Annotated in this window: 22 protein-coding genes and 1 pseudogene; 15 read left to right on the plus strand and 8 right to left on the minus strand. The window is 66.4% G+C overall.

Annotated features, from left to right (window positions below):
• Positions 1 to 239: 239 nt before the first annotated feature.
• The gene (locus RGQ06_RS12745) at positions 240 to 1,412 is read left to right on the plus strand and encodes a hypothetical protein (RefSeq protein ID WP_432428585.1); all 1,173 of its coding nucleotides are present in this window, start codon (positions 240 to 242) and stop codon (positions 1,410 to 1,412) included.
• On the opposite strand, the gene RGQ06_RS12750 is transcribed toward RGQ06_RS12745, so the two are convergent.
• Complete coding sequence (locus RGQ06_RS12750; RefSeq protein WP_432428586.1) at positions 1,298 to 2,032, minus strand: hypothetical protein; 735 nt, start codon at positions 2,030 to 2,032, stop codon at positions 1,298 to 1,300. The genes RGQ06_RS12745 and RGQ06_RS12750 overlap by 115 nt on opposite strands.
• Before the next feature lie 114 nt (positions 2,033 to 2,146).
• Complete coding sequence (locus RGQ06_RS12755; protein ID WP_432428587.1) at positions 2,147 to 2,683, minus strand: twin-arginine translocation signal domain-containing protein; 537 nt, start codon at positions 2,681 to 2,683, stop codon at positions 2,147 to 2,149.
• Positions 2,684 to 2,812: 129 nt separating this feature from the next.
• On the opposite strand from RGQ06_RS12755, the gene RGQ06_RS12760 reads away from it, so the two are divergent.
• Both RGQ06_RS12760 and RGQ06_RS12765 read left to right on the plus strand, forming a co-directional pair.
• Positions 2,813 to 3,109 (plus strand): PqqD family protein, encoded by a 297-nt coding sequence (locus RGQ06_RS12760; RefSeq protein ID WP_432428588.1) that lies wholly within the window; start codon positions 2,813 to 2,815, stop codon positions 3,107 to 3,109.
• 191 nt (positions 3,110 to 3,300) lie between these two features.
• Positions 3,301 to 3,930 carry a hypothetical protein gene (locus RGQ06_RS12765; RefSeq protein WP_432428589.1) on the plus strand — a complete coding sequence of 210 codons (630 nt, stop codon included), beginning with the start codon at positions 3,301 to 3,303 and terminating at the stop codon, positions 3,928 to 3,930.
• Between the two features lies 1 nt (position 3,931).
• Here RGQ06_RS12765 and serC read toward each other — a convergent pair whose 3' ends face one another.
• On the minus strand, positions 3,932 to 5,062 hold the full coding sequence (serC, locus tag RGQ06_RS12770; protein ID WP_432428590.1) for a phosphoserine transaminase: 1,131 nt from the start codon (positions 5,060 to 5,062) through the stop codon (positions 3,932 to 3,934).
• A 110-nt stretch (positions 5,063 to 5,172) separates the two neighbouring features.
• Between serC and RGQ06_RS12775 the strand changes: the two genes are divergently transcribed.
• Both RGQ06_RS12775 and RGQ06_RS12780 read left to right on the plus strand, forming a co-directional pair.
• Entirely contained in the window at positions 5,173 to 5,730 is a 558-nt protein-coding gene (locus tag RGQ06_RS12775; protein ID WP_432428591.1) for a polysaccharide pyruvyl transferase family protein, read from the plus strand.
• 30 nt (positions 5,731 to 5,760) lie between these two features.
• Positions 5,761 to 6,135: pseudogene (locus RGQ06_RS12780) on the plus strand (polysaccharide pyruvyl transferase family protein); the annotation flags it as partial.
• A gap of 21 nt (positions 6,136 to 6,156) precedes the next feature.
• Here the strand turns inward: RGQ06_RS12780 and RGQ06_RS12785 are convergent.
• From RGQ06_RS12785 to RGQ06_RS12795, 3 genes are all read right to left on the minus strand, one after another.
• Positions 6,157 to 6,966 carry a hypothetical protein gene (locus RGQ06_RS12785; protein WP_432428592.1) on the minus strand — a complete coding sequence of 270 codons (810 nt, stop codon included), beginning with the start codon at positions 6,964 to 6,966 and terminating at the stop codon, positions 6,157 to 6,159.
• Positions 6,967 to 7,002: 36 nt separating this feature from the next.
• A complete protein-coding gene (locus tag RGQ06_RS12790) occupies positions 7,003 to 7,203 on the minus strand; it encodes a hypothetical protein (protein WP_432428593.1) in 201 nt (66 codons plus the stop codon).
• A gap of 292 nt (positions 7,204 to 7,495) precedes the next feature.
• Positions 7,496 to 8,389: a hypothetical protein gene (locus RGQ06_RS12795; RefSeq protein ID WP_432428594.1), complete on the minus strand. Its 894-nt coding sequence runs from the start codon at positions 8,387 to 8,389 to the stop codon at positions 7,496 to 7,498.
• 33 nt (positions 8,390 to 8,422) lie between these two features.
• On the opposite strand from RGQ06_RS12795, the gene RGQ06_RS12800 reads away from it, so the two are divergent.
• Together RGQ06_RS12800 and RGQ06_RS12805 are read left to right on the plus strand one after the other, a co-directional pair.
• Positions 8,423 to 9,625: a pyridoxal phosphate-dependent aminotransferase gene (locus tag RGQ06_RS12800; RefSeq protein ID WP_432428595.1), complete on the plus strand. Its 1,203-nt coding sequence runs from the start codon at positions 8,423 to 8,425 to the stop codon at positions 9,623 to 9,625.
• A 423-nt stretch (positions 9,626 to 10,048) separates the two neighbouring features.
• Positions 10,049 to 10,345, plus strand: a complete 297-nt coding sequence (locus RGQ06_RS12805) for a polysaccharide pyruvyl transferase family protein (RefSeq protein ID WP_432428596.1) — start codon at positions 10,049 to 10,051, stop codon at positions 10,343 to 10,345.
• 596 nt (positions 10,346 to 10,941) lie between these two features.
• Here RGQ06_RS12805 and RGQ06_RS12810 read toward each other — a convergent pair.
• On the minus strand, positions 10,942 to 11,796 hold the full coding sequence (locus RGQ06_RS12810) for a glycosyltransferase family 2 protein (RefSeq protein WP_432428597.1): 855 nt from the start codon (positions 11,794 to 11,796) through the stop codon (positions 10,942 to 10,944).
• Positions 11,797 to 11,849: 53 nt separating this feature from the next.
• On the opposite strand from RGQ06_RS12810, the gene RGQ06_RS12815 reads away from it, so the two are divergent.
• The 8 genes from RGQ06_RS12815 (at position 11,850) to RGQ06_RS12850 (ending at position 23,341) form a co-directional block, all read left to right on the plus strand.
• Entirely contained in the window at positions 11,850 to 12,707 is an 858-nt protein-coding gene (locus tag RGQ06_RS12815; protein ID WP_432428598.1) for a glycosyltransferase family 2 protein, read from the plus strand.
• 197 nt (positions 12,708 to 12,904) lie between these two features.
• Positions 12,905 to 14,095, plus strand: a complete 1,191-nt coding sequence (locus RGQ06_RS12820; RefSeq protein WP_432428599.1) for a GNAT family N-acetyltransferase — start codon at positions 12,905 to 12,907, stop codon at positions 14,093 to 14,095.
• Positions 14,096 to 14,199: 104 nt separating this feature from the next.
• The gene (locus RGQ06_RS12825) at positions 14,200 to 15,327 is read left to right on the plus strand and encodes a hypothetical protein (protein WP_432428600.1); all 1,128 of its coding nucleotides are present in this window, start codon (positions 14,200 to 14,202) and stop codon (positions 15,325 to 15,327) included.
• A gap of 11 nt (positions 15,328 to 15,338) precedes the next feature.
• Complete coding sequence (locus tag RGQ06_RS12830; protein WP_432430671.1) at positions 15,339 to 17,396, plus strand: glycosyltransferase; 2,058 nt, start codon at positions 15,339 to 15,341, stop codon at positions 17,394 to 17,396.
• The gene (locus RGQ06_RS12835) at positions 17,393 to 19,216 is read left to right on the plus strand and encodes an ATP-binding cassette domain-containing protein (RefSeq protein ID WP_432428601.1); all 1,824 of its coding nucleotides are present in this window, start codon (positions 17,393 to 17,395) and stop codon (positions 19,214 to 19,216) included. The genes RGQ06_RS12830 and RGQ06_RS12835 overlap by 4 nt, the downstream gene beginning before the upstream one ends.
• 6 nt (positions 19,217 to 19,222) lie before the next feature.
• Complete coding sequence (locus RGQ06_RS12840; protein ID WP_432428602.1) at positions 19,223 to 20,356, plus strand: glycosyltransferase; 1,134 nt, start codon at positions 19,223 to 19,225, stop codon at positions 20,354 to 20,356.
• Complete coding sequence (asnB, locus tag RGQ06_RS12845; RefSeq protein ID WP_432428603.1) at positions 20,356 to 22,260, plus strand: asparagine synthase (glutamine-hydrolyzing); 1,905 nt, start codon at positions 20,356 to 20,358, stop codon at positions 22,258 to 22,260. The genes RGQ06_RS12840 and asnB overlap by 1 nt, the downstream gene beginning before the upstream one ends.
• Positions 22,261 to 22,309: 49 nt before the next feature.
• On the plus strand, positions 22,310 to 23,341 hold the full coding sequence (locus tag RGQ06_RS12850) for an orotate phosphoribosyltransferase (RefSeq protein WP_432428604.1): 1,032 nt from the start codon (positions 22,310 to 22,312) through the stop codon (positions 23,339 to 23,341).
• Between the two features lie 59 nt (positions 23,342 to 23,400).
• Here the strand turns inward: RGQ06_RS12850 and RGQ06_RS12855 are convergent, their stop codons facing one another.
• Positions 23,401 to 23,532 carry a hypothetical protein gene (locus RGQ06_RS12855; RefSeq protein WP_432428797.1) on the minus strand — a complete coding sequence of 44 codons (132 nt, stop codon included), beginning with the start codon at positions 23,530 to 23,532 and terminating at the stop codon, positions 23,401 to 23,403.
• Positions 23,533 to 23,797: the final 265 nt, after the last annotated feature.

Consider the following 23,797-nt stretch of genomic DNA (forward strand, 5'->3'; position numbering starts at 1 on the left):
ACGGCACTGCTCGCCAGCGGGTGCTCCAGGTGTTGGCCGTGGCCGGCATCGGACTGATCGCCGCTGCCCTGGCTTGGGGGATGGAGAACCGGTCGTACGACTCCTGGGCGGTGTTCCCGGTGGCGGTCGGCCTCGTGGTCCTGAGCATCCCGCTGCTCCGACGGGCGGCGGCCGCCGAGCACGACCCGCGGATCGCCAAGCTCCTGTGGTGGGCGTTCGGGCTCAAGCTGCTCGCTGCGGTGCCCCGCTACATCGTCGCGTTCGATCTCTACGACGGCAGCGCGGACGCCAACGCCTACAGCCGGATCGGCGCCGACCTGTCGCGCCAGTTCTGGAACGGGGACTTCACGGTCGACCTCGGGAAGGGGGTGGTCGGCACCGGCTTCATCGAGATCCTCACCGGCGTCGTGTACAGCATCACTGGCGCCACGACCCTCGGCGGGTTCCTGGTGTTCTCGTGGATGGGCTTCTGGGGTCTCTACCTCTTCCACCGGGCCTTCGTCAGGGCCGTTCCGGACGGCGACCACTGGCGCTACGCCCGTCTGGTGCTCCTCCTCCCGTCCCTGCTGTTCTGGCCATCGTCGATCGGCAAGGAAGCGTGGATGTGCATGGGCCTCGGCGTCGTCGCGTACGGCGCTGCCCGCCTGCTCACTGCGGCTCGTGGTGGCCTGCTCCTGCTCGCGGCCGGCTTCGGGCTGCTGGCGCTGGTGCGTCCGCACGTTGGCGCGCTGGTGGCCTTCGCTGCGTTCCTCGCCTACGTGCTGCGTCGTCCGCCCAAGGGCGCCTCGATCTTCGCTCCCATCGGCAAGCTCGCGGTCGTGGTCATCCTCGGTCTCGGCCTCGTCTATTCGGTCGCGCAGCTCGAGACGTTCTTCGGTGTCGACGACTTCAACCAGGAAGCGGTTCAGACCACCTTCAACGAGGTGCAGCGCAACACCGGTCAGGGTGGTTCGCAGTTCATTGAAGACACCGACACCGACCTCGAGCCGACCTTGCTGCCAGTGGCCTTCGTGAACGTGCTGTTCCGCCCGTTCCCCTGGCAGGCGACGAATGCCCAGGCACTGGTCGCCGCCGCCGAGTCAGCGTTCTTGATGCTGCTGTTCGTGACCAGCTGGCGACGCTTCGCTCACGGGGTGCTCTCGATCTTGCGTCGACCGTACGTCGCGTTCTGCGGGGTCTACACCCTGCTGTTCGTCTTCGGCTTCTCAGCGTTCAGCAACGCCGGGATCCTGGTACGCCAGCGCGTGCAGGTGCTGCCTTTCGTGCTGGTGGTGGTGTGCCTCGCGCCGGTCGGGGCTCACGCCCGAGCCAGTGTCTCGATCGCATCGACGGCCGACGCCAGGTCGTCGAACGCCAAGCTGACGGCAGCGCAACCCCGGACGCTGGAAGCGAGGTCGCTGAGGCGCTCCTGATCGATGATTGCCGGGTTGAGGCAGTTGCGCAGGAGCTCCGTGACGGTCTCGCCGTGCGACAGTTCCCGCATCTCGGTGCTGGCCCCGGAGCGGCGCTCCGGGAAGACGATCCACCTGATCGTTGCAGGGCGATGCTCGACCGACCAGCCGAGGACTGACGGAGACACGTGCCAGCGGGTGTCGGTGAACGGCGGGCGAACCTCTGGGGTCACCGGCTCCAGCTCGGGGAACAGTCGCCACGAGCCAGGCTTGAGCGTCAGGGGCTTCCGGTACGGCTCGACGAGTCCGTCAGCTCGAAAAGGCACGGCCTCGTCGGTCAGGTAGCCCCAACCCGCCCGGGCCAACGCCGTGATCAGCGTGGACTTGCCGGCGCCAGAGCTACCCGGCACGACCACGGCGAATCCGTCCAGGCTCGCCGCCGCTGCGTGGACCAGGACCTGATGGTGGCGAGCAGCGACCTCTTGGTTGATGCTCCACAGCACGCGGTTGGCGATTGCCTGGAGCTCTCTGCTGCGACCGATCAGGGATCCGTCAAGGCAGAGCTGCCACCCGTCGGACGCCTGGGAGACCGTGTAGCGGGAGATGCCGGTCGGCGCCTCGGGCGCTTCCAGTCCGGACAAGACGGCGCTGAGATATGCCCGGAGCGGTGTCGCGCTCCCGGTGTCGAGGCTGAACCACCAGCCCAGTGCGTGGTATGCGGGACGGGGATCGGTGTGCAGCGGACGAGGCGTCGATCAGACGCAGAAGGCGAACTCGACGTGGGAGAACCCACCTGCGTTCGTCGTCAGAGGGAAGGTGATCGTCCAGGTGCCGTCGGCGTTCTTCTTGACGGCCGCCACGGCACACGACCCCTCGCCGGCGCCGCCCTTCGTGTAACCGGAGACCGCCTGGATCTTCGCCTTGCTCGTGTCGCCGTCCAGGTTCGCGTACAGCGTGATGGTGTTGTCTGAGAACGACTTCACGGTGCCGCAGGCACTGCCGTAGGTGCGGCCAGGCACATACTCCGGCGGGTTCGCCGGCCCGGATCCACCTGGGGCGGGCGTGTAGCAGTGAGAGGGCTCGCCGCCGACGCCAGTGATCTCCCCACCGGTGTCGTTCGTGGTGCCCTTGCACCAGTAGTACGAGACGCAATCTGCGGGCGAGCCGATGTAGGTGGCTCCGGCGGTGTCGCTCAGGATCAGCGGCGCAGCCCAGACGATGCCGCCCGCCACCGCGCTCTTCTTCAACAGATCACGCCGGCTCACGCCGGACGTCTGATCGGTGCTGCCCATTCCGTCGCCTCCCGCTCAAGCGGATCGCTCGCAAGTACTGATGTGAGGCTAACCACCTGTGGTGAGCAGCACCATACGCATCTCGGAGCGATGCGTGGCTCCATCTGGGCCGTGAACTACCTTCGCATCGTGGAGCTGGATCCGTCCGCAGCCCTTCGTCGTCGCCCGGATCTGGTCTGGGTCGAGGTGGACGACGCGGTCGTGGTGTGGGACCCGGAGCGGCCCGCCGCACACCTGCTCTCGACCTCAGGATCCCTGCTGTGGCCGCTTTTCGACGGTTCGGCGACGGCGGCCGACCTGGCTGCGGACGTCGCCGAGGTCTTCCACATCGAGCCCGCCCTGGCCACGGAACAGGTCATGGAGTTCGCAGGCTCGCTCATCGCCGAGGGACTGCTCGAGTACGCCGATTCCGAGGTTCCGGCGTGACGGGACCGCTCTACCTGAAACGCCCCCCGAACCCCTGAGGGCCACGGATCGACCCGGTCTGGGTCGGCTTCACTACGATCCGTGCTGGCGATTTCCATGTCGGCGTCCAGTTCGACGACGAGGAGGCTCTGGAGGAGACCCGCTCGCGGTACCGCGACCTCCTCGCCGAGGACGATCGTGCGGTCGACGACATGAGGGTCGTCCTGCACCCGCCGGCGCCGGTGGTGGGGGTCGGGCGCGCCAGCCTGCAGCACGGCCGATGCGACCTCGTCGTGAGTCCGTCCCCATCGCGTCTGCTGCGGGCCCTCGACGGTGTCCTCGGCCGGCTCGCCTCACCTGGAGCACCCTCCGGAACCGTGGCCGTGAGGGATATGGGTGCGGTCGTGCGCGACGGAGCTGCTCATCTGGTGCCGCGATCGCTCCTGAACAGGACGACCGCCATCGAGCGCCTCATCCGAACGGCGGGGGCCGCTATCGCCGATCCCGAGGTGACGCGCGTGGATCCTGGCGCAAGCGACGTCGTGGTGGATGTCGGGCTGCGTCCGGAGCTGGGGCTCGGGACCCGAGTCGACGAGGTGGTGGCGCAAGCGGGTCCCTACCGGTTGCGAGCGATCCACTGGCCCCCCGAGGACTTTGGCGCTGACGAGCACCCGGGCAGCACCTTGGTGCGGTTGCTCGTGCGTTCGTGGGACCTGGACGGCACCGACCGTCAGGAACTACTGGAAGCCCTTGCCTCCGTGAGCCGGTTGTCGGCGGGCACGCCCACGTCGGTGGCTGGCGTGGCCGACCTTGAGGGCATCCTCGAGCGCTTGACCGGTTAGGTCAACGAAGCTTCTCTGTCACGTGATCGATGCAGGCGGTCAGGGCTCGGATGTCTTCGGGATCCACGGCCGGGAACATGGCCACTCGAAGCTGGTTGCGGCCGAGCTTGCGGTACGGCTCGGTGTCGACGATCCCGTTCGCCCGCAACACCGCCGCGATCTCCGCGGCGTCGACCGACTCGTCGAAGTCGATGGTCGCGACCACGTGCGAGCGCTTGTTCGGATCGGTGACGAACGGCGTGGCCAGCGCGTGGGCGTCGGCCCAGCCGTAGATGATCTCGGCTGACTGGTCGCAGCGGCCGGCGGCGAAGTCCATGCCGCCGTTGTGGCAGAGCCACTGGACCTGGTTGTCGGCCATGATCAGCGTGGCCAGGGCCGGGGTGTTCAGCGTCTGGTCCTTGCGGCTGTTGTCGAGGGCGTCCTTCAGGTTCACGAACGGCGGGATCCAGCGGTCGCCGGCCGAGGCACGCTTCTCGATGCGCTCGATGGCGGCGGGGGAGACGGCAGCGATCCACAGGCCGCCGTCGGAGGCCAGGGCCTTCTGCGGGGAGAAGTAGTAGACGTCGCACTCGGTCAGGTCGATGCGCAGGCCGCCGGCGGCGGAGGTGGCGTCGACGATGACGAGGCCGTCGGCACCCTCGGGGCGCTGCACCGGCATCATCACTCCGGTGGAGGTCTCGTTGTGGGTGAGGGCGTAGGCGTCCACCCCGTCGACCGCCTCGACGGTCGGGTGGGACCCGACCTCGGACTCGACGATGATCGGGTCGTTCAGGAACGGCGCGGCGGCGATGCCCTTCGCGAACTTGGAGGAGAACTCGCCGAAGGTTGCGTGGAGCGACTGCTGCTCGATGAAGCCGGCGGTGAGGCCGTCCCAGATGGCGTGGGTGCCGCCGTTGCCGAGGATGATCTCGTAGCCGTCGGGCAGCTGCAGCAGCTCGGCGAGGCCGTTGCGGAACGAGCCGACTACGAACTTCACCGGCGCCTGGCGGTGCGACGTGCCCATGACTTCGGGTGAGGCGTCGAGCACGGCCTGGATCTGCTCCGGCCGCACCTTGGATGGTCCGGCGCCGAAGCGGCCGTCCTTCGGCTTCAGGTCGTCGGGGATTCTGATGGCGGGAAGAACAGCAGACACGTCGTAACTATCGCGAAGCCTGTTGTCGTCGGCGAATTGCCGTTCTGGAGTGGGTCGGCGCCTCTGCGGGCGATGGACCGCTACGGTCTCCCGACCGTGAGGGAGCACCGGTGACCGTTGGAGTCCTGACCGTCGCTCCATGGCACAACTCGATCGGTGACATCGCTACAGCGGAGGTCACAATCGAGCACCTAGCTGACGCAGGGATCCCAGCGCGGCACGTGTCGGACACCGACGAGTACGTGAGCACATTGGTGATCGGGGGTGGCAACCTGCTGAACCGAGGCGACGACGACCGATGGGGTCGCCTGCTCCGGCGATTTCGGACTCCCGGTCCCCACATCCTCAACGCATGCGGGATCACCTTCGATGTCGACGACTTCAGCTTCCTCTCCGACCATCGCCTGGTCACGGTCCGAGACCTCGAAATCGCGAATCGCATCCGGCCAACCAGGCCCGACGTTGAGGCCGTCCCCTGTCCCGCGACCCTGCTCAGGCCCTATGACTGGGACTTCGCGATCGGGCTGCCCGGATACGAGCATCTCTCGCACCTTCGACCCGGCGAATACGTGGTAGCGCATCGCCACGCTCTCCTAGCCGCCCAGTCCCGAATGACCGACATGCCGGTCCTCGTGGTCGACGCTCAAGCGTGGGAGACGCACGAGTAGTCAGGAACGGGAACTTGCCTTCCGAGCACGCGCTCGCCTCGGGTGGTTCAGACTTTCATAGCGAACGCTGCCGCCGTGGTGACACACAGTCTCCACCTTGCAATCTTCGCGATCGGAGCGGGTGTCCCCTGCGCTGTGGTGGAGACGGCCGACGCACAAGGTACGAAGGTACGGCGCTATCTGGAGCGAGCTGGCCTTGAAGCAGCGGCCGTACCCCTTCCCTCGGCACCTCGCGCCCTGCGTCGTCTCGCCCGGTCCCGAGATCCGGTGAGGCGCTCCCGGTCTCTGCCCGACCTGGTCGAGCACGCCTTCCGCAATCGGCAGCTGGTGGCGGCAGCGTCCGAGTCCGAGCGCGATCTGGCCCGCCGTCACCTGGCTCACGTCGCTCAACTCTGCGAGGCCTGAGACTGCGGACCTGGAAGGCCGTTACCGCGTGGGTCGGACCCTCCACGGCCGGACCATGTCGATCGCCGCCTGGACGTCGGTGACGGCGGATAGTCCGCGGACGTTCAGCGCATCCTGGACTGCGCGTCGTTCGTGATCCTGCGAGTCATCGCTATAGCCGCCTCCGGGCCGATCGGCGTGACGGATGGGAGTGGCGTCGATGATGCCGAACCGGCGGTCGCCATTTCTGGCCAGGTCGGACCATTCGACGTCGACGCCCCACCCCATCGGTGTGCGCCCTGGGAACGGCTGTATAGCGGGACGGATGGAAGGCGCGATGGCCACGATCGGGCCGATCTCGATGAATGTGGTTCGGCGGGCAATCGAGAGGGGTTCGATGGTGGTGAAGTTGTGGCCGCGGGAGCTGTTGACCGAGTGGCCGGGTTGTGCGAGGTCGAACCCGAGATGGTCTACGAGCTTCATGAAGGTCGCAAGGTCGCCCTTCGTGAAGGAGACGTCGTCGTCGACAAGAGCGACGTAGCCGGCGGGGGCCTCTGCCAGCAATCGGTTGAGCAACTCGAACCGTCCGCCCGGTCCTGCCCCCGTCGTCCAACGGGTTAACTCGGGGGCTTCGTCATCCAGCGCCCAGAGTCGGACGTGGACGCCTTCCCGCGCCGCGACCGGGCGAAGAAGGTCGAGGAGCGTGTCGGCGTTCCTGCGGCGGTAGACGCTGACCACGGTCGTCGGCGGGAGGGTGGCCCGTCGGACCGCCCGAGCACCCAGACGTGCAGACGGGTCGACCTGATCGAACCTGCAGCGCAGCGGCGCCAGCACTGACCTGAGACGTCCCATGTGCCTGCCGACTGTAATAACTGCTTCTGGCGGGGGTCAGATGACCGGGCCGACGCCGGAGTCGAGGATGTCGAAGCCGAGCGCGGCGAGCACGGCGTCGGACGTCCACTGGCCTTCGGTGGCGTCGAGCGTCCATTGGCTGTGCTGCTTGTTCGGCGTCTGAATACCCGAGAGAACGTGATCGTCCCGCCCATGTTGGGGGCGAACGCCGACCGCTGCGAGGGCTTCATGTTCCACCTTGCCCAGTAGGCCACGACCGCGTTGGGTGGGGTCGCCGGCTGCTCGGAGCGGCGTGCCGGGGACGAACGTGTCCCCCGGGGTCAGCGGCGATGGCGGCAGCTTCAGCCTTCTGGCGCTGGCTGACCCGCACGACGATGAACGTGGGGGCGCTGTACTCGGTCTGAGCGGTGACAGGGGGCATGGCGGCTCCTACGGGGTGCCGCACTTGGACTGTGACCAGGCGAGCAGATCGGCGGCGTCGTCGACGGAAGGGCTCCCGGCGTAGGGCCGATGAAGGCGATGGGGCCGTTCAGGTGACGAACCTCCGATGAGGCTGCGCCGATGAAGTGGGCGGTGCCACCGTTGGAACCAGGTCCAGGCTGCTGAGAGTGACCCCCGGTCCCTCCGTATGGACGAGGTCGCCCCTGCGTACTGAATCCGCAGCAGATAAGGGTTCGTGTCGGCAGTGCCGCTGGGCGTTGGTGCGGGTCGTCCCCCCAGCCCAGTAGATGTCGTAGTTGTTCCCGCCACGAGCGTGCGTCTTGCTCGACCGACGACCCTGGCGCTGCACTCCGGAAGCGGTCGTAGTCCGAGGTCCCGAGCGATCTGGGCCACTACGACCACCGTGTAGGGCTGAGGTAGAGACTTGAATGCCGCAGAGGCGAGCAGGTCGTCCACGCCATCGAACACGACAGCTCTCTGGCCGTTGATGACGGTGACGTGCGGAACACCGGCCGCTTCGCCGAGTTCGCCTGGTGCTGTAGCGACCGTTGCCGGAGGAGTCCGGCCAGGTGCCCACGAGGTCGCCGTCGGACAGGCCAGTGATGTCGTCGGACACGGTTGAGCCGCCGACGTATAGGGCCGAGGGGTCGGCGGTTCCCCGGCGCAGGCTTCTGCCGTGATGACGCAGCGCGTCGTGGACCTTCGTGCCGAGGGCGCCGTAGGCGACCTGGGTGAGCTTCACCACGTTCAGGATCGTCTGGTCGCCGGCGACGTTGTCCGTGGCCGCAGCCTTGACATCGAGGGCCGACTGGAGTCCGGTGCTCTTGGCGATGGCGAACGACGCATCGGGCACGACCGGGGCAGACGTGAACGTCTTGACCCCGGCGATCGCCTCGTCGCCCGTGTCGTGGACCACGTCGGCGTCCTGGGCCACACCAGGAGTCGCACTATCGCTGGTGACTATCCACGCTTGAGATGCCACTATCGCGGAGTCCCCGACCAGGAGCGAAACGCCTTGTCCTCGTCCCGAATCTCCGCTGCCGTCGCCGCCATCGCGCCGTCCGCGACCCTTGCCGTCGACAGCAAGGCCAAGGCCATGAAGGCCGCTGGCGAGCCGGTCATCGGCTTCGGTGCCGGTGAGCCCGATTTCCCGACCCCAGCCCACATCGTCGAGGCCGCCGTCGAGGCCTGCCGGGACCCCAAGAACCACAAGTACAGCCCGGCCGGCGGACTGCCTGAGCTGAAGCAGGCCATCGCCGAGAAGACCAAGCGCGACTCCGGGCTCGAGGTGGACCCGGCCAACATCCTGGTCACCAACGGCGGCAAGCACGCCGTGTACGCCTCGTTCCTCACCCTGATCGACCCGGGCGACGAGGTCATCCTCCCCGCCCCGTACTGGACGACCTACCCCGAGCCGATCGGCCTCGCCGGCGGCGTCACCGTCCCGGTCGTGTGCGACGAGACCACCGGCTACAAGGCCACCGTCGAGCAGCTCGAGGCGGCCCGCACCGACAGAACCAAGGTGCTGGTGTTCGTCTCCCCGTCGAACCCCACCGGCGCCGTCTACTCCCGTGACGAGGTTCGGGCCATCGGCCAGTGGGCCGTCGAGCACGGCATCTGGGTGGTCACCGACGAGATCTACGAGCACCTCGTCTACGGCGGCAACGAGTTCACCTCCTTGCCGGTCGAGGTTCCCGAGATCATCGACCGCTGCGTCGTCCTCAACGGCGTGGCCAAGACCTACGCCATGACCGGCTGGCGGGTCGGGTGGATGATCGCCCCCAACGACGTCATCAAGGGCGCCACCAACCTGCAGAGCCACTCCACGTCGAACGTCGCCAACGTGAGCCAGCGAGCTGCTCTGGCCGCCGTGTCCGGCTCGCTCGACGACGTGGTGATGATGCGGGAGGCCTTCGACCGCCGGCGCCAGACCATCTGGAAGATGCTCGACGCCATCGACGGCGTCGAGTGCCTCGAGCCGGAAGGCGCGTTCTATGCCTATCCGAAGCTCACCGGCCTCTATGGCCGCTCGCTGAACGGTCGCACGGCGGACAACACGCTCGACCTGGCCACCATCATCCTCGAGGAGGCCAAGGTGGCCATCGTGCCCGGCGAGGCCTTCGGCACCCCCGGCTACGCCCGGCTGTCGTTCGCGCTCGGCGATGATGACCTGGCCGAGGGCGTGCAGCGCATCTCCGACCTGGTCTCCGGATCGTGAGGCCTGGCGCACCGATGCCAGTTGTGAGCGACTTGCAGAGGCGTACGTGCAATTCTGCGGAGATGCGCATCCTCTTCGAAGGATCCGGGCTTGGCGACGATTGGCGTAGTGCTCAGATGGATGATGAACCAGGAGGATGTGAGTGGGCGCTCGACCGCACAAGCGGCTAGGGCAATGGAGTAGAGCCGTATCCGCCGTGCCCGATGAGGACGCCAGCGCTTCCAGATGCGCAAGCGGATTGCTGGAGCATCTAGGCGTACAGGTAGAAAGCGCTCGCGAGTGTGTCGGTAGGTGGGTCCAGCCCAGTGCTTGCGTGTTTCTCTTGGAGTTTTCCGCACCACAACAACGTTGGAGATTCGGCGATAGGGACTGCCGCGATCGTTGCTAGAGCAACTCGGAATCCGCGCCCGCTACTCGGCCACGATGGCCAACTATTGTGTAGCCGACCTCGACTTGGCGCATCCAGACGGAACAATCCTCTTCCACGGCGGTGGGAACTTTAGCGACTATTGGCCTGGATTTCAGGAGTTCCGTCGGCGGGTGATGTTTGATCTTCCGACCCGCCGCTATCTTCAACTCCCTCAGACCGTCGCTTACAGGTCCGATCAAACCACCTTGGAACCAGACACGGACTTCTTGCGTCGTTGCCGAGATCTACACGTACTAGTTCGCGACGAACGCAGTCTCCGTATGCTGACCGAACTGGGGAATCTCAGCTGAGCTCTGTCCTGATCTCGCTCCCTGTCGCTCAATGAGGAAGTTCGATCCGGGCTCAGCCACCTCGGACTTCCTAGTCCTGATGCGATCCGACTCCGAGGTGGAGGATAGGGATGTCGAGCGTGCAGTGCACGACCACTGCGCTCCGGTGGACTGGGACAAGCTCATGGCAGAGTCGAAACCGTCCAAGGTCGAGGTCGCTGCGAATGGTCTGCAGAGCCGAGTGTTTCGTCTAGCACGGACGCTCAAGAGTTCCAGGCTCGCCCCAGTCGATGTGAGGTTGCGGCTCGTTCACTACGATCGACGGGCCAGATGTCTCGTTTCGCTTGGCCTTGCTGGGCTTCACGCAGCGCCGGCCGTGGTGACAAACCGTCTTCATGCGGTTCTGCATCCATTTTCGACTGGTCAGCGAGTGCTCACCATAGACAGAGTGTTCACCATAGACCGTGGATACGGAAGGCTTCGCTCCTACTTGGCGGCACATCATGCTGGTGATGACCAGATCGTGCTGGCGGCTTCTTTGCGAAGGCGTATCAACTGGTCCAACAGTCGCCTCTGGAGAGGTCAAGACTGGGGCTCAACCTCGCCGGACTGTCACCTCAATTCGGTGGGCGTCGCAACGTCCGGCGGTGGCTTGCGGCCTTGACCCGAATGAGGCCTCGCAGGGCCCGCACGGATGGCCTCGCGCGAATCGATCGCGTGTACGCATTGGAAGCGTCCTGAAGATCTCCGAGCCGTTCTAGGACACCGCCAGACCATAGCCACCGGTAGGCCGCCGCCTTCGGATACTGGTCAAAATGCCCTTCATGGGCGCGGATCAACTGCTCGGCTGCATTTGCCCGTTCTCTCAACCCGTAGCCAACTCGGGGTCCTTCGTGACGTCTGAGGAGGTAGCCGACCTGCTCGACGGTGTGCACCGGATACCGGGACATGCGCAGCCACCATTCGACATCTTCTAGCGCAGCGAAGGTGGGATCTAAGGGCTGCAGGATGTCTCGCCGGATGACAGCGGAGCCCATGTGGGGGATGGTCGATGCTAGGAGTTCGCCTTGAACCGGGCCGCTCAGCCGCCGTCCGTGCCTCGCTGGCTCGCCGAGGTAGTTGGTCCAGCAGAGAACGATCGGAGCACGGTCCAGATGTGGAACCGTCATGGCCAAACGGTCGGGGACCAGGAGGTCATCGTCGTCGAGGAACGTGACGTAGTCCCCTTCGGCCAGGTCCATTCCCGTGTTTCGTGCGGCGGCTGGTCCGCCGTTCTCGTCTCGTCTGACGAGCCGCACGCGTTCATCCCGCTCCACCCGCACGGGCTGAGGGCTGGCGTCGTCCACGACGATGCACTCGAAAGACTCGTACGTCTGCTGCAGCACGGAGCCGATTGCTTCTGCCAGGTACCGTGGGCGTCCGTACGCAGGCAATACGATCGAGAACGTCGGATGAGACCTCGGCTGCGGCACTCGACGAGACTAGGTCAGGCGGGTTCTGCCCGTTGGAGGTCAAGGGACGGGAGATGGTGGATCTCACGACAACAGGCTGTGGCGTCTCGGTGTGCATTCCGGTACGGAATGGAGCGGAGACCCTCGCCGCGCAATTGGAAGCCTTGGCCAGCCAGGTTGGTGCTTCGACAGTCGAAGTGGTTGTTGCCGACAACGGCAGCACCGACGATACAAGAAGAGTTGCGTGCTCTTTCGCTGAGAGGCTCGATCTTCGAGTGATCGATGCGGGAAAGGAGCCGGGAATCAACGTGGCTCGAAACGCTGCGGTGCGGGCGGCTTCGCATGAGAGAATCCTCTTCTGCGATGCAGACGACGTCGTCCAAGGCGACTGGATTTCTCAGATGGCCCGGGCGCTCGATAGGGCCCCGCTCGTCGGAGGAACGTGTGTGGAGACGATACTCGGTGTTGCAGGCCGAGAACTCGGTGTTGCTACGCGGTTTTCCTTTCTGCCGGCACCGCTTGGCGCCTGCTGCGGACTGTCGAGGGAATGCTTCGACGCGATTGGAGGATTTGACGAGAGCTACCGCGGTGGCGCGGATGAGTTCGACTTCTTCTTCCGCGCGCAGATTGCTGGTTATGAGTTGATCGAGTCCCCGGCGAGGGTGACGTATATCCAAGCGGTACGGGGGGCGCGAAGCGAGATCAGGCGCTCATTCCATCGCGCTCTCCAAGAGGTTCATCTCTACCGCGATTTCAAGGAGGCGGGAATGCCTCGCAGCTCGCCGGGGGCAGCTTTGAAAGGATGGGCGCTGCTCGGGTTGTCGATCCCTCGCCTGTTGAGCCGTCAGAGCCGTGTGGAGTGGGCTCGACTCCTGGGTAGGCGCGTCGGCCGCGTAGTGGGTTCGCTCCGTTGGCGGAAACTCTACCTGTAGCACGGTGGATCCAAGACGGTGAGCGGGTGTGGATCGTGCAGAACGTGAGAAGAAGATCCTTCAACTATTTTCGAAGTCGAGCGGCGTGGCTTCGTGCTCTGCTATTGCAGGCGCTGCCCCGTGACGCTCGTGGAGTGCTTCGGTATGGGCTCGATGCTCCACGATGGTGTGAAAGGATCTGGGTCGATCCTTCGCAAGTGACAGAATGCCGCTACGGGAAAGGTCAAGAGGACTCCGGGGCGGTTGTCGGCGGCGAGTATTGGGACCTCCCGGCATTCGCCCTTCAAGAGATCCCGAAAATCAAGGCTTGTACTGAGCGTTGGCGCGACGGGGTTCCTTGGGAAGCGACGAACATCTTTGATGTCTTGCTGGCAGAGTTGGAGGCGGGCGGCGTGGCAGATGGCTGTAGGGACATGGATCAGATCATCGCCCGATATCGACGCCTCGACCGCCAATGCGAGCTTGTCAAGGCGGAGGGGCGATTTAGGTGTCGTACGGAGGTGTGGGACGGTGCGTTTCGAGAACGTGGTGGAGTTCGCATTCACATCGGCCCCAACCTGGAACCTGTCTTCGGTGGGTCGGGACACCATCGACTAGCGATGGCGCAAGTGCTCGGTCTCGAAGTGATTCCGGCGGAGCTGGGCGTCGTGCACCCTCAAGCCCTCAAGAACTGGAGACCTCGATACATGGCCGACCGGCCGCGTACCCGGGCCGCACTTCGGGGGCGGCTTCGCCTGAGCGCAAACCGAGGCGGGCAGGCCGGGTCTTGGCCTCTGCGGATCGGGGCTGGCTGGGCCCGGACAGCTCAGATCTTCCGACTCGCGTTCCGCAAACTGATCTTCCGACAGATCATGCTCGACCGGTACGAGACACGGGCATCTGAGAGCGCGTTCCCCGCGGAAGCTGATGGACTGGATATTCGGGTGCTCTGCAAGCCGGCGTATCGGATTGTGGACGGCATGAACCCGCATGCGCATGACGACGATCTCCGCCACTTCGATCGGCAACAGTCTTCATGTGTCGTGGCACTGGATGGGGACCGGATTGCGGCGAGTACCTGGATGACACAAGGCGAAGTGTTCGTAGCCGAACTCCACCGGACGGTCTCTGTTCCACCCACGGAGCATTTCTCTTGTAGGAGCTTCGTTGACCCGGCCTACCGCGGACGATCGCTGCTGAGTCGCATGATCTCGGTCTACGCGGAGACGTTGCCGGGCAGCGATGTGCTCTGGGGTCTCGTCTACCCGTGGAACGCTGCCTCGATCCGTTCACTGGAGCGGATCGGCTGGCGGTGCACCGGCGAGTACCGGACGCGGTTTGTGCTTGGTCGCAAGTTTTCGAGCGAACGGCACTTCTCGCCGCGCCCGCCAACGTCTGACCTGAAGTGAAAGCGCACGGGGGCGCTCCAGCCTGCCTGATCGTCACAGAGGAGGTGTGGGGCAGCGCCCTGCACGCAGCGCGGTCGGCCTCATCCAGCGGAGCGACTGTCTTGGTGGCCACCCTCGGTTCCGGGCGAATGATCTTCGGTAGAAGCCGACTCGTTTCTGACACGCGGGACTTCGAGGTGGATCAGCTTGATGATCTCTGTGAGGGCCTAGCCACCTGGGCCGCGCAGCGGTTGGAGCTCGCCGATCGCATCGTGGTGCTCCCGCTCAGCGATCGACTCGTGCAGGTGATCAGTGCTGGTCGCCGACACTTCGATGAGAGATTTGAGCTCGCCGTGCCGGAGGACGCTGTATTGCGTGGCTTGATCGACAAGATCCCGCAGCTTCGAGCGGCGGAGCGCGCAGGCGTCAACGTCCCAGCCTGGACGGCTGTTGAAGATCAACGGGACCTCAGGAACGTGCGGTCGCTGCGCCTTCCCGTCATCGTTCGACCGACGTCTTGGGAGACGAAAGGCCGAACCGACTTCAAGGTGCGCATCTGCCGTACGGCCGAAGCGTTGCAGGAGCTCTGTCGCGAATCGTTGGCTGGTGGCGCAAGGCTGCTCATCCAAGAGGTCGTGGGGGACAGATCAGACGAGGATGTTGAGTTCGGCATCGTGTGGCGGAGTGCGGATGGGACGCAAACCGCGGTTGTCACCGGCCGGAAACGTCGGCAATCTCACCCTGACGGCGGGGTCATGGTGTGGGGAGAGGCGGTGAAGCTTCCTGACATCGACGCCAGCGCTCGCCGCTTCCTCGATGAGACGGGCTTCACTGGCCTCGGCGGGATCGAGTTCATTCGCGATCGCGATCGTCTCTGGTTCGTCGAGTTCAACCCGCGCCTCGAGGCCATCCATTTCCTCGCCACTCGGGCTGGCGTCGACACTGTTCGCATGGCGATCGAAGAGCGGGGCCGAGGACTCGTCCCAGCGGTGGAGCCCACCCAGCAGGATGCTGCAGCATGGATCGGGACCGCCTGGCTCGCTCGCCTCCAAGCCGATCCACGAAGCGTCCCGCGCCTGGTGCGTGATCGCGTCGCGTTCGCTCGCTCACCCCGCCGCGTGCGTGCGGTCTGGGCCTGGGACGATCCGGTACCGGGACTCATGGTCACTGGCCGGATCCTCCGCTCATCTGCTCGCGTCTTGAGCGAGAAGTTGGGGCGTGTGGTGTCACGCGCTGAGCGGCGAGCCCGGTGAAGGTCCTCCACGTGATCGACGCACTCGGTCTCGGCGGTGGAGCCGAGCACTCGATGGCGTCCGCACTCCCGCTGCTACGTGTGCACCACGTCGACTCGGTGGTGCGCTGCATCCACCCGCGCGAGGGCGGACTCCAGGCGGAGCTGGTCTCGCAGGGCTTCGACGTGCAGGTGCTTCCGGGTCGCTCCTGGCTGGCTCGGGCCCGAGCACTTCGCCGAGAGGTCCGGCGGCTCTCGCCCGACGTCGTCCACGCCACTCTGCTCCACTCGTGCCTCCTCGCCCGCTTGTCACTCGTCGGGACGGGTGTGGCCCGCGTCGACAGCCTGGTCAACACGTCCTACGACCCGGTGCGGCGTGAGGTCCTCGGCATCCCGGCATGGAAGCTCCAGGTCTTCAAGATGCTGGACGGGATCACCGCCCGTCACCTTGGCGGGCACTTCCACGCCATCACAGAAACCGTCCGGGCCGAGGCGATCGACGTGCTGGGCATCCCCAGCGAGCGTGTCACCGTGATCGGTCGCGGCAGATCCGGCACGCTCCTCGGCTCTCGGACGCCGGAACGGCGACACGAGGTGCGCTCGGCTCTCGGGCTCGCGCCGGACGCCGCCGTCGTGGTCGCCGTCGGCCGGCAGGATGCGCAGAAGGCGCACGACCTGTTGATACGTGCCTTCGATCGCGTCGTGCGGGACCATCCCGACGCCCACCTCCTCGTGGCCGGGCGTCCCGGCGACGCCACGGACAAGCTGAACGCCGCCCTGCGGAAATCTTCCAGCCGAGCGCAGGTGCACCTCCTCGGCCACCGTTCCGATGTTCCGGACCTCTTCGCCGCTGCGGACGTGTTCGCCTTCCCCTCGCTCTACGAAGGGCTGGGTTGCTCCCTCATCGAGGCGATGGCCCTCGCCACCCCGATCGTGGGCTCCGACGCCCCCGCCATCGCCGAAGTCCTCGGCCACGGTCGATACGGAACGGTCGTGCCACGACACGACGAGGCGGCGCTCGCCGAGGCGATCTCGGCACTGCTCGATGACGCACCGAGGCGTGAGGCGATGGGTGAACGGGCCCGACAGCGGTTCCTCGAGCGCTACGAACTCGACCAGGTGGTCGAGGCGACTGCGGACCTGTATCGCAAGGTTGCAGCCGATGGTGGTGGTCCCACAACTCATCCGGCGCAGCGCCTGCTCGGTTCCGAGGCTGCACTCCGGATCGGACGCCGGCTGCACCGGGATGACCTTACGGTGCTCGCCTACCACCAGGTGGATGACGCGTCGGCCTTCGCAACCCAGATGGATCTGCTGGTCGACCGATGCAACCCGGTGGCCGCGGCGCAGGTCGCCGATGCCGTCTACAGGCGAGCGGAGCTCCCGCCCAACCCGGTTCTCGTCACCTTCGATGATGGTCACGAGACGATCGCCACGACCGCGGCGGAGATCCTGCGAGTCCGCAACGTCCCTGCGGTGGCCTTCGTGGTCGCTGGGCTCATCGACTCCGAGGAGCCGTACTGGTGGGACGTCGCGAAGGCGGGGGCGTTCCTCGGGGTCGACTTCGACGGTGTCCGGTTGACCGATCCCGCAGCGGTGACTCGGGCGTTGAAGGCCACCCCCGATGAACTGCGACGAAGCGAGGTGTCGCGACTCGTGCAGGAGCTGGTGGCGCTGGACCAGCCGGTGCCAGGCAGCCACCTGTCCGGACAGCAGCTGCTGGACCTGCCGGCGATGGGGATCGACATCGGACACCACTCGCTCACCCACCCCTGTCTCGATCACTGTGACGACGAGACGGTCGTGGAGGAGATGGCGGGGGCCCACGGCGTGCTCCGTGGGCTCTTGGGTCACACACCCCGATGGTTCGCGTACCCGAACGGCAACCACGACCCGCGGGTCGAAGATTGGCTGGAAGACCACGGGTACGAGCTTGGGTTCCTCTTCGACCACAGGATCAACCGTCTGCCGGTGAGCAACCCGCTTCGCATCTCTCGCGTGCGGGTTGACGCATCGGCGGATGCCTCAACCTTCGGAGCCATGCTCTCGGGCGCGCACCCCGCCGTGCACCGACTGCGAGGACGATCGTGAGCGACGAAGCAAAGGACAGGTTCGCCGACCAACGGATGCCCCGCCGCGGATTCGGCTTCGGGCAGATCGGCGAGCTCGTCGGGCATGTCCGTTGGCTGCTCGGTGAGCGTCAGCGGTGGGTGCTCGCCCTGCCGTTGCTCAGTGTGGTGGCCGCTGCAGCGGAAGTGCTGCTGCTGGTGGCAATCGTGCGGTCGCTGCTGCTGCTCGTCGACGAAAGCTCGACTGCCCAGATCTCGCTCGGCCCGATTGACGGGAACCTCTCCTCCAACCAGCTGCTCGGTCTTGCCGCCGCTGGCGCCCTCGTGTCCATGACCGTGCGCCTGCTGGACAGCGTCGTCGTCGGGCGGCTGAGCGCACGGGCTGCGGCCTATGCGCGAACCCGTCTGATCGATTCGTACTTCGCCGCCGACTGGCGCGAGATGTTGAGGTTTCGGGCCGGGCACCTGCAGCAGCTCCTCGGCACCAACGTCCAGTCCGCCTCGGGCTCCGTGCCGCTGCTCGGCACCATGCTGTCGGCCCTGATCAACCTGCTGGTGTACGGGACCTTCGTCGCTGTGTCCTCGCCGCTGGTGGGGGCGGTGTTCGTTGCGCTCGGCGCGACGATCGTCTCGCTCTTCTCGGTGCTGCGTCGACGGACCAAGGTGATCTCCCGGCGCTCGCAAGAGTCGGTCCGTGAGGTGCAGCTCCTCTCCACCTCTCTCTCGTCACTCAACCGAGAGCTACAGCTCTTCGACGTGCAGGATGCGGCTCGGCGGGAGCTGGAGTCCGCGAACGGCCGCGCTCGCGCTTCGCTCGCCCGGTTGCGGACGATCCAACGGGCGATACCCAGCCTGTTCCAGCAGAGCATCTTGCTCGGGGTGGTCGGGGTGATCGTCATCGCACGGGAGCTGGAGATCGATGCAACCAGCTTCGGTACCGCAGCGATCCTCGCCGTGCGCTCGCTCTCCTACCTCCAGCAGCTGAACAGCAGCACGCAGGCCTACGTGGAGTCCGGGCCCTACCTCGCCGAGATCCGTGACGCAGTCGACCTGCACGAGACGGTCGTGCGTCGGCGTGGCACCCGACAGCTCGAGTCGGTGGACCAGCTCGAGCTGGACGGCGTCGGCTTCGCCTACGACGACGCCCAGGTGCTGTCGGACGTCACCGTCCGGCTCCAGCCCGGTGACTGGCTTGGCGTCGTCGGCCCATCCGGCGGTGGGAAGACGACCATGGCGACCCTGCTCGCCGGACTGCTCGAGCCGAGCGTCGGGCAGTACAGCGTGAACGGCGTCGACGCTCGTGAGTTCACCGCGGCATCGTGGGCATCCACGTTCTCCCTGCTCTCCCAGGAACCCGTGCTCATCCGCGGGTCGCTGGCCGACAACATCCGATTCTTCCGAGCCGGCAGCCAGGCGGATGTCGAGCGCGCCGCCGAGCGTGCTGCCATCGCCGCCGACATTCGAGCCCTCCCTGATGGGTGGGGGACCCAGGTCGGCGATGGGCAAGCGAGCCTCTCAGGTGGTCAGCGCCAGCGGGTGGCCCTTGCACGCGCGCTGTACGGCGAGCCTCGGGTGTTGATCCTCGACGAGCCGACGAGTGCGCTCGACGCCGTCAACGAGCGACTCATCGAGGAGTCCCTCTTCGCGCTCGGCCCGGATGCGATCGTGATCGTCGTGTCGCACCGTCCGTCGTTGCTCGGGCACTGCAACCGCTTCCTGGTGGTCGAGGACGGTCGGGTGGTGGCCGACGGCAGTCGCGACGACGTGGATGTCGAGCGACACGTCGGTGTGATCCCCACGCAGGCAGGCTTCGTGACCGACCAGGACTCCGGGGGTCGTTGACGGGCCATGGCACTTGACGGTGACGGTGCAGGGAAGCCGATCCGAGTCCTGTGGCTCTCGAAGGGACTCGGTCCCGGCGGCGCAGAACGCCTCCTGCTGTCGTTCGCCCGAGCCGGAGACCAGCGCCGATTCGCCTTCCACGCCGCGCACCTGCTGCCGGGGAAGAGTCAACTGGCGGAGCCGCTTCGTGCGGCCGGCATCGACGTCACATGCCTGGATGGACCTCAGATCGCGGACCTCCGGTGGCTGGGTCGGTTCCGTTCCCTCCTGCTGCGTGAGCGCATCGACGTCGTGCACGTCCACTCGCCGCTCGTGGCCGCATTCGTCCGACCGGTGGTGATGACCGTGCGACCTCGGCCAGCCCTCGTCAGCACCGCACACAACATGTGGCCGTCCTTCCATGTCGCCACTCGGGCACTCGACCGCTTGACGGCGTCGTTGGACGATCACCTCTTCTCGGTGTCAGAGCCGGTGCACGACAGCCTCCCTGGCCGGCTCCGAGTCCGGAGTGAGGTACTCGTCCATGGGGTCGACGTCAACGAGATCGAGCAGCGGCGGAAGGAGCGCGACCACGGCAGAGCGGCCCTCGGCGTCGAGGGCAAGCGGGTGGTTCTCGCGGTGGCGAACCTTCGTGCGGACAAGGACTACCCGAACCTGTTCGATGCGGCCGAGCGGGTGCTGGGTGACCACGACGACGTGGTGTTCCTCGCCATCGGGCAGGGACAGATGGAGGCCGAGCTGCGGACCGATCTCGCCCGGCGGGGTCTCGGTGATCGGTTCCGCATGCTCGGCTACCAGGAGGATCCCATCCGGCACCTCGTCGCTGCTGACGTGTTCACGCTGGCCAGCCGCCACGAGGGACTGCCGATCTCGCTGTTGGAGGCGCTCGCCGCAGGACTGCCCGCTGCGGTGACCGCCGTCGGGGGCGTCCCTGACGTCATCACCGATGGCGTCGAGGGACGCCTCGTCCCGTCACAAGATCCGACCGCCCTCGCCGAGGCCATCAGCGAGCTTCTCGAGCCGGAGACCTGCGCACGGATGTCTGCGGCCGCCAGCGAGAGGGCTCGTGACTTCGGCATCGTCCGGGCGGTCGAGCGGCAGCAGGCGGTCTACGAACAGCTCGCAGCCAGGCGTGGCTGATGTGTGGCATCGCCGGGCTCCTTGGCGTCACGGGTGACACCGACCGTGCTGCTGTGGTCGGGGGCATGTGCTCGGTGCAGACGCATCGAGGCCCTGACGACGACGGCCTCTGGCACGACGACGCCTCCCACTGCACGCTCGGGCACCGTCGCCTCTCGATCATCGACCTGTCGCCCACCGGCAGCCAGCCCATGGTGTCGGCTGACGAGCGGTGGGTGGTGTCGTTCAACGGCGAGATCTACGACCACCGCAGCCTCCGCTCGGAGCTGGAGGCTGGCGGTCACCGGTTCCGGGGGACGAGCGACACCGAGGTCCTGGTCGAAGCGATCGCGGCCTGGGGGTTCGAACCCGCGTTGTCCCGCTTGAACGGCATGTTCGCCATCGGCGCGTTCGACCGTCGCGAACGCAAGCTGCACCTGGCCCGCGACCCTTTGGGGGAGAAGCCGCTCTACTGGGTGGACATCGACGGTGGGATCGCCTTCGCGTCGGAGCTGGGCGCACTGCGGCGCTGCCCCGGCGTGCCGAACAACATCGATCAGCGCAGCATCGCGCTCTACTTCCGCCTCGGCTACATACCCGCCCCGTTCACGGCGCTGACCGGTGTCCGCAAGCTGGCGGCAGGTCACCGGCTCGAGGTGCGGCTCGGCGAGCCCCCGGCCGTGACCCCCTACTGGGACGCCACGGCGCTGCTCGGCCGGCAGCGCCTGCCGGAGGAGGAGTCCTTCGCAGAGATCGAGCGCCTCCTCACCGACTCCGTGCGCCTGCGGCTCGATGCCGACGTGCCGGTCGGCGTGTTCCTGTCCAGCGGAGTTGACTCCACCTGCATCGCTGCGCTCGCTACGCAGGTGACCGACCGGGTCCGCACCTTCACCGTCGGCTTCGACGAACCCTCGGTCGACGAGTCGGACCACGCTGCGGAGATCGCACGTCACCTCGGCACCGAGCACCACACGCTGTCCGTGTCGGCCGATGCCGGGCTCGACCTGGTCGACTTGATCGCTCCGACCTACGGCGAGCCGTTCGCCGACCCGTCCGCCCTCCCCACGATGCTGTTGAGCAGCGCCGCTCGCGAACACGTGACCGTGTGCCTGTCGGGGGACGGCGGCGACGAGGTCTTCGGTGGGTACAACCGGTACCTGCTGGGTTCGGCCGCCTGGGATCGAGTGGGTCGAATGCCGGCGCCGCTCCGGCGTGCCGGCGCCGCGGCCGTCGAGCGCATCGACCCCGCGTGGGCGGACCGCCTGCTCCGTCCCGACCGTGGACCTCGTGCGCTGCGCATCCGCAACGCCGGCGACAAGCTCGAACGGCTCGCCACGCTCCTCCGTACGAAGGACGAGCTCGACCTCGCCCAGCGCCTGGTCGCCGTCTGGCCGGATCGGTTGCCCGTCGAAGCCGATCCCCATGCGACGGTGTTCGACCACCCGCCAGCCGCGCTCGCCGGCCACGACGTCGTCGAGGAGCTGATGTACCTCGACACGGTCACGACGCTGCCCGACCAGATGCTGACCAAGGTCGATCGGGCATCCATGAGGTCTTCTCTCGAGGTGCGCGTGCCGCTGCTCGACCCACGCGTCGTCGCTGCGGCTTGGCGAGCGCCCGACTCTCAGCGCCTGTCCGACGGGCAGACCAAGCGAGCGCTCCGGCGGATCGCTGCCGCGCACGTGCCTCGGGAGGTGCTCGACCGGCCCAAGATCGGCTTCGATCCGCCGCTCGGCCGATGGCTCCGTGGTCCCCTCCGCCCGTGGGCCGAGGACCTCCTCGCTCCTGCGGCGATCGAGCGGCACGGCCTGGACGTCGACGTCGTGCGGCCGCTCTGGAATCGCTATCTCATCGGGAGGCCGTCGGACTACCGGGTCTGGTCCGTACTGATGTACCAGGCATGGGCGGAGCAGGCTGCAACATGACGGAACGCAATCGGCGAATCCGAGTGGGACCTCCGGGTACGTTGACCCGATGGCGGGAGCCCCGGCGTCACGACTGAACTTCCGGAACATCGCTCAGCTGAGCGACCAGGTGCTCGCATGGTCACGCGAACTACCCCGTGACATCGAGCTCGTCGTCGGCATCCCGAGGAGCGGATTACTGGTTGCGAACCTACTGGCGGTCTATCGCAACATCCCGATGGCCGACCTCGATGGGTTCCTGGCCGGCCGGTGCTTGACGACTGGTCGGACCCATCCTCCTGAGCATTGGCGTGAGGCCGGAATGGACGTCGAGCGGTTCCTCCAGTCGCCTCGCGATGTGTTCGTCGTCGACGACGCGACGTCCTCCGGTGACAGCATCCAGACGGCACGTCGACTCGTGAGCGAAGCCGCTCTGCCGCACCGGGTGCGCTACGGATCGGTCTACGTCAATGACGTCGGCCTCGCGATGGTCGACGAGCACCGCGAGCTGCTGACGAGCCCAATGGCCTTCGAGTGGAACATCCTGCACAACGCGGTGCTGAAGGATGCGTGCCTCGACATGGATGGCGTCCTCTGCTTCGATCCCAGTCGAGAACAGGACGACGACGACGAGCGGTACCGAGACTTCCTGGCGAACGCGCAGCCGCTGCTGAAGCCCAGCCGGAAGGTCAAGTACATCGTCACCAGTCGGTTGGAGAAGTGGCGGAACGAGACCGAAGCGTGGTTGAAGCGCAACGGCGTCGAATTCGATGAGCTCGTCATGCTCGATCTCCCGGACCTGTCCACGCGAAGGGAGCTGCGCAGCCGGAGTGCGTTCAAGGCGGACGTGTACCGGGAGTCCAACGCAGCGATCTTCGTCGAGAGCAGCCTCCGACAGTCGGTCGAGATCGCGAACCTCGCCAAGCGTGACGTGCTGTGCGTGGACACGATGCAGCTGATCAGTCCTGGTTCGCTCCCGACGGCCAGGCCGAGTTCCCAGTTCCTGGACGTGAACCGGGTGAGCCCCCTTCGCCGTGCGGCACGAGCCGCCCTGCCCACCCCCGCCAAGCAGGTGATCCGCAGGATTCGCAACCTGCGGTGAGTCGGTGTTGCCCGTGGGGCAAGAGACATGTCGGCAGCGAGACCACTGCTGCAACCTTCTCAGGCGCGGTAGCGCTCGATGAACTCTTCGATGTCGGCGTCTGTGAGCGCGTGTGCGCGGTCACGGACAATGGCCTCCGGCCAGTCCCACCAGGCGATCTCTTGCATCGCTTGGGCCTGCTCGGGGCTCATCCGTCGGCCGATCAAGGAAGCGGGAGAGCCCCCGACGATTGCATACGGTTCCACGTCACGAGTCACCACCGCGCCAGCTCCGATGACGGCGCCATCGTGGATGGTGACGCCTCCGAGGACCATGGAACCCCGGCCGATCCATACGTCCTACGGTGATGTCGCCCTTGCTCCATGGTTCGCCGCCCGCGTCGGGATCCTCGAGGCCGAGCTTGCGGTAGAGGGGGTAGCTTGCTGGGCTGTCGAGCCTGTGGTTCCCGCCCGGCAT

Origin of the sequence: Salinilacustrithrix flava (assembly GCF_041228405.1) — a bacterium.
In the GTDB taxonomy this organism is placed as follows: Bacteria; Actinomycetota; Acidimicrobiia; order Acidimicrobiales; family Salinilacustritrichaceae; genus Salinilacustrithrix; species Salinilacustrithrix flava.

Excerpts from the sequence above, each read along its gene's own strand:
- RGQ06_RS12815 (WP_432428598.1), top strand. The coding sequence starts at position 11,850 with ATGGTGGATCTCACGACAACAGGCTGTGGCGTCTCGGTGTGCATTCCG.
- RGQ06_RS12855 (WP_432428797.1), bottom strand. The coding sequence starts at position 23,532 with ATGAGCCCCGAGCAGGCCCAAGCGATGCAAGAGATCGCCTGGTGGGAC.
- RGQ06_RS12840 (WP_432428602.1), top strand. The coding sequence starts at position 19,223 with ATGGCACTTGACGGTGACGGTGCAGGGAAGCCGATCCGAGTCCTGTGG.
- RGQ06_RS12765 (WP_432428589.1), top strand. The coding sequence starts at position 3,301 with ATGAGGGTCGTCCTGCACCCGCCGGCGCCGGTGGTGGGGGTCGGGCGC.
- RGQ06_RS12850 (WP_432428604.1), top strand. The coding sequence starts at position 22,310 with ATGGCGGGAGCCCCGGCGTCACGACTGAACTTCCGGAACATCGCTCAG.
- RGQ06_RS12755 (WP_432428587.1), bottom strand. The coding sequence starts at position 2,683 with ATGGGCAGCACCGATCAGACGTCCGGCGTGAGCCGGCGTGATCTGTTG.
- asnB (WP_432428603.1), top strand. The coding sequence starts at position 20,356 with ATGTGTGGCATCGCCGGGCTCCTTGGCGTCACGGGTGACACCGACCGT.
- RGQ06_RS12805 (WP_432428596.1), top strand. The coding sequence starts at position 10,049 with ATGGCCAACTATTGTGTAGCCGACCTCGACTTGGCGCATCCAGACGGA.
- RGQ06_RS12785 (WP_432428592.1), bottom strand. The coding sequence starts at position 6,966 with ATGGGACGTCTCAGGTCAGTGCTGGCGCCGCTGCGCTGCAGGTTCGAT.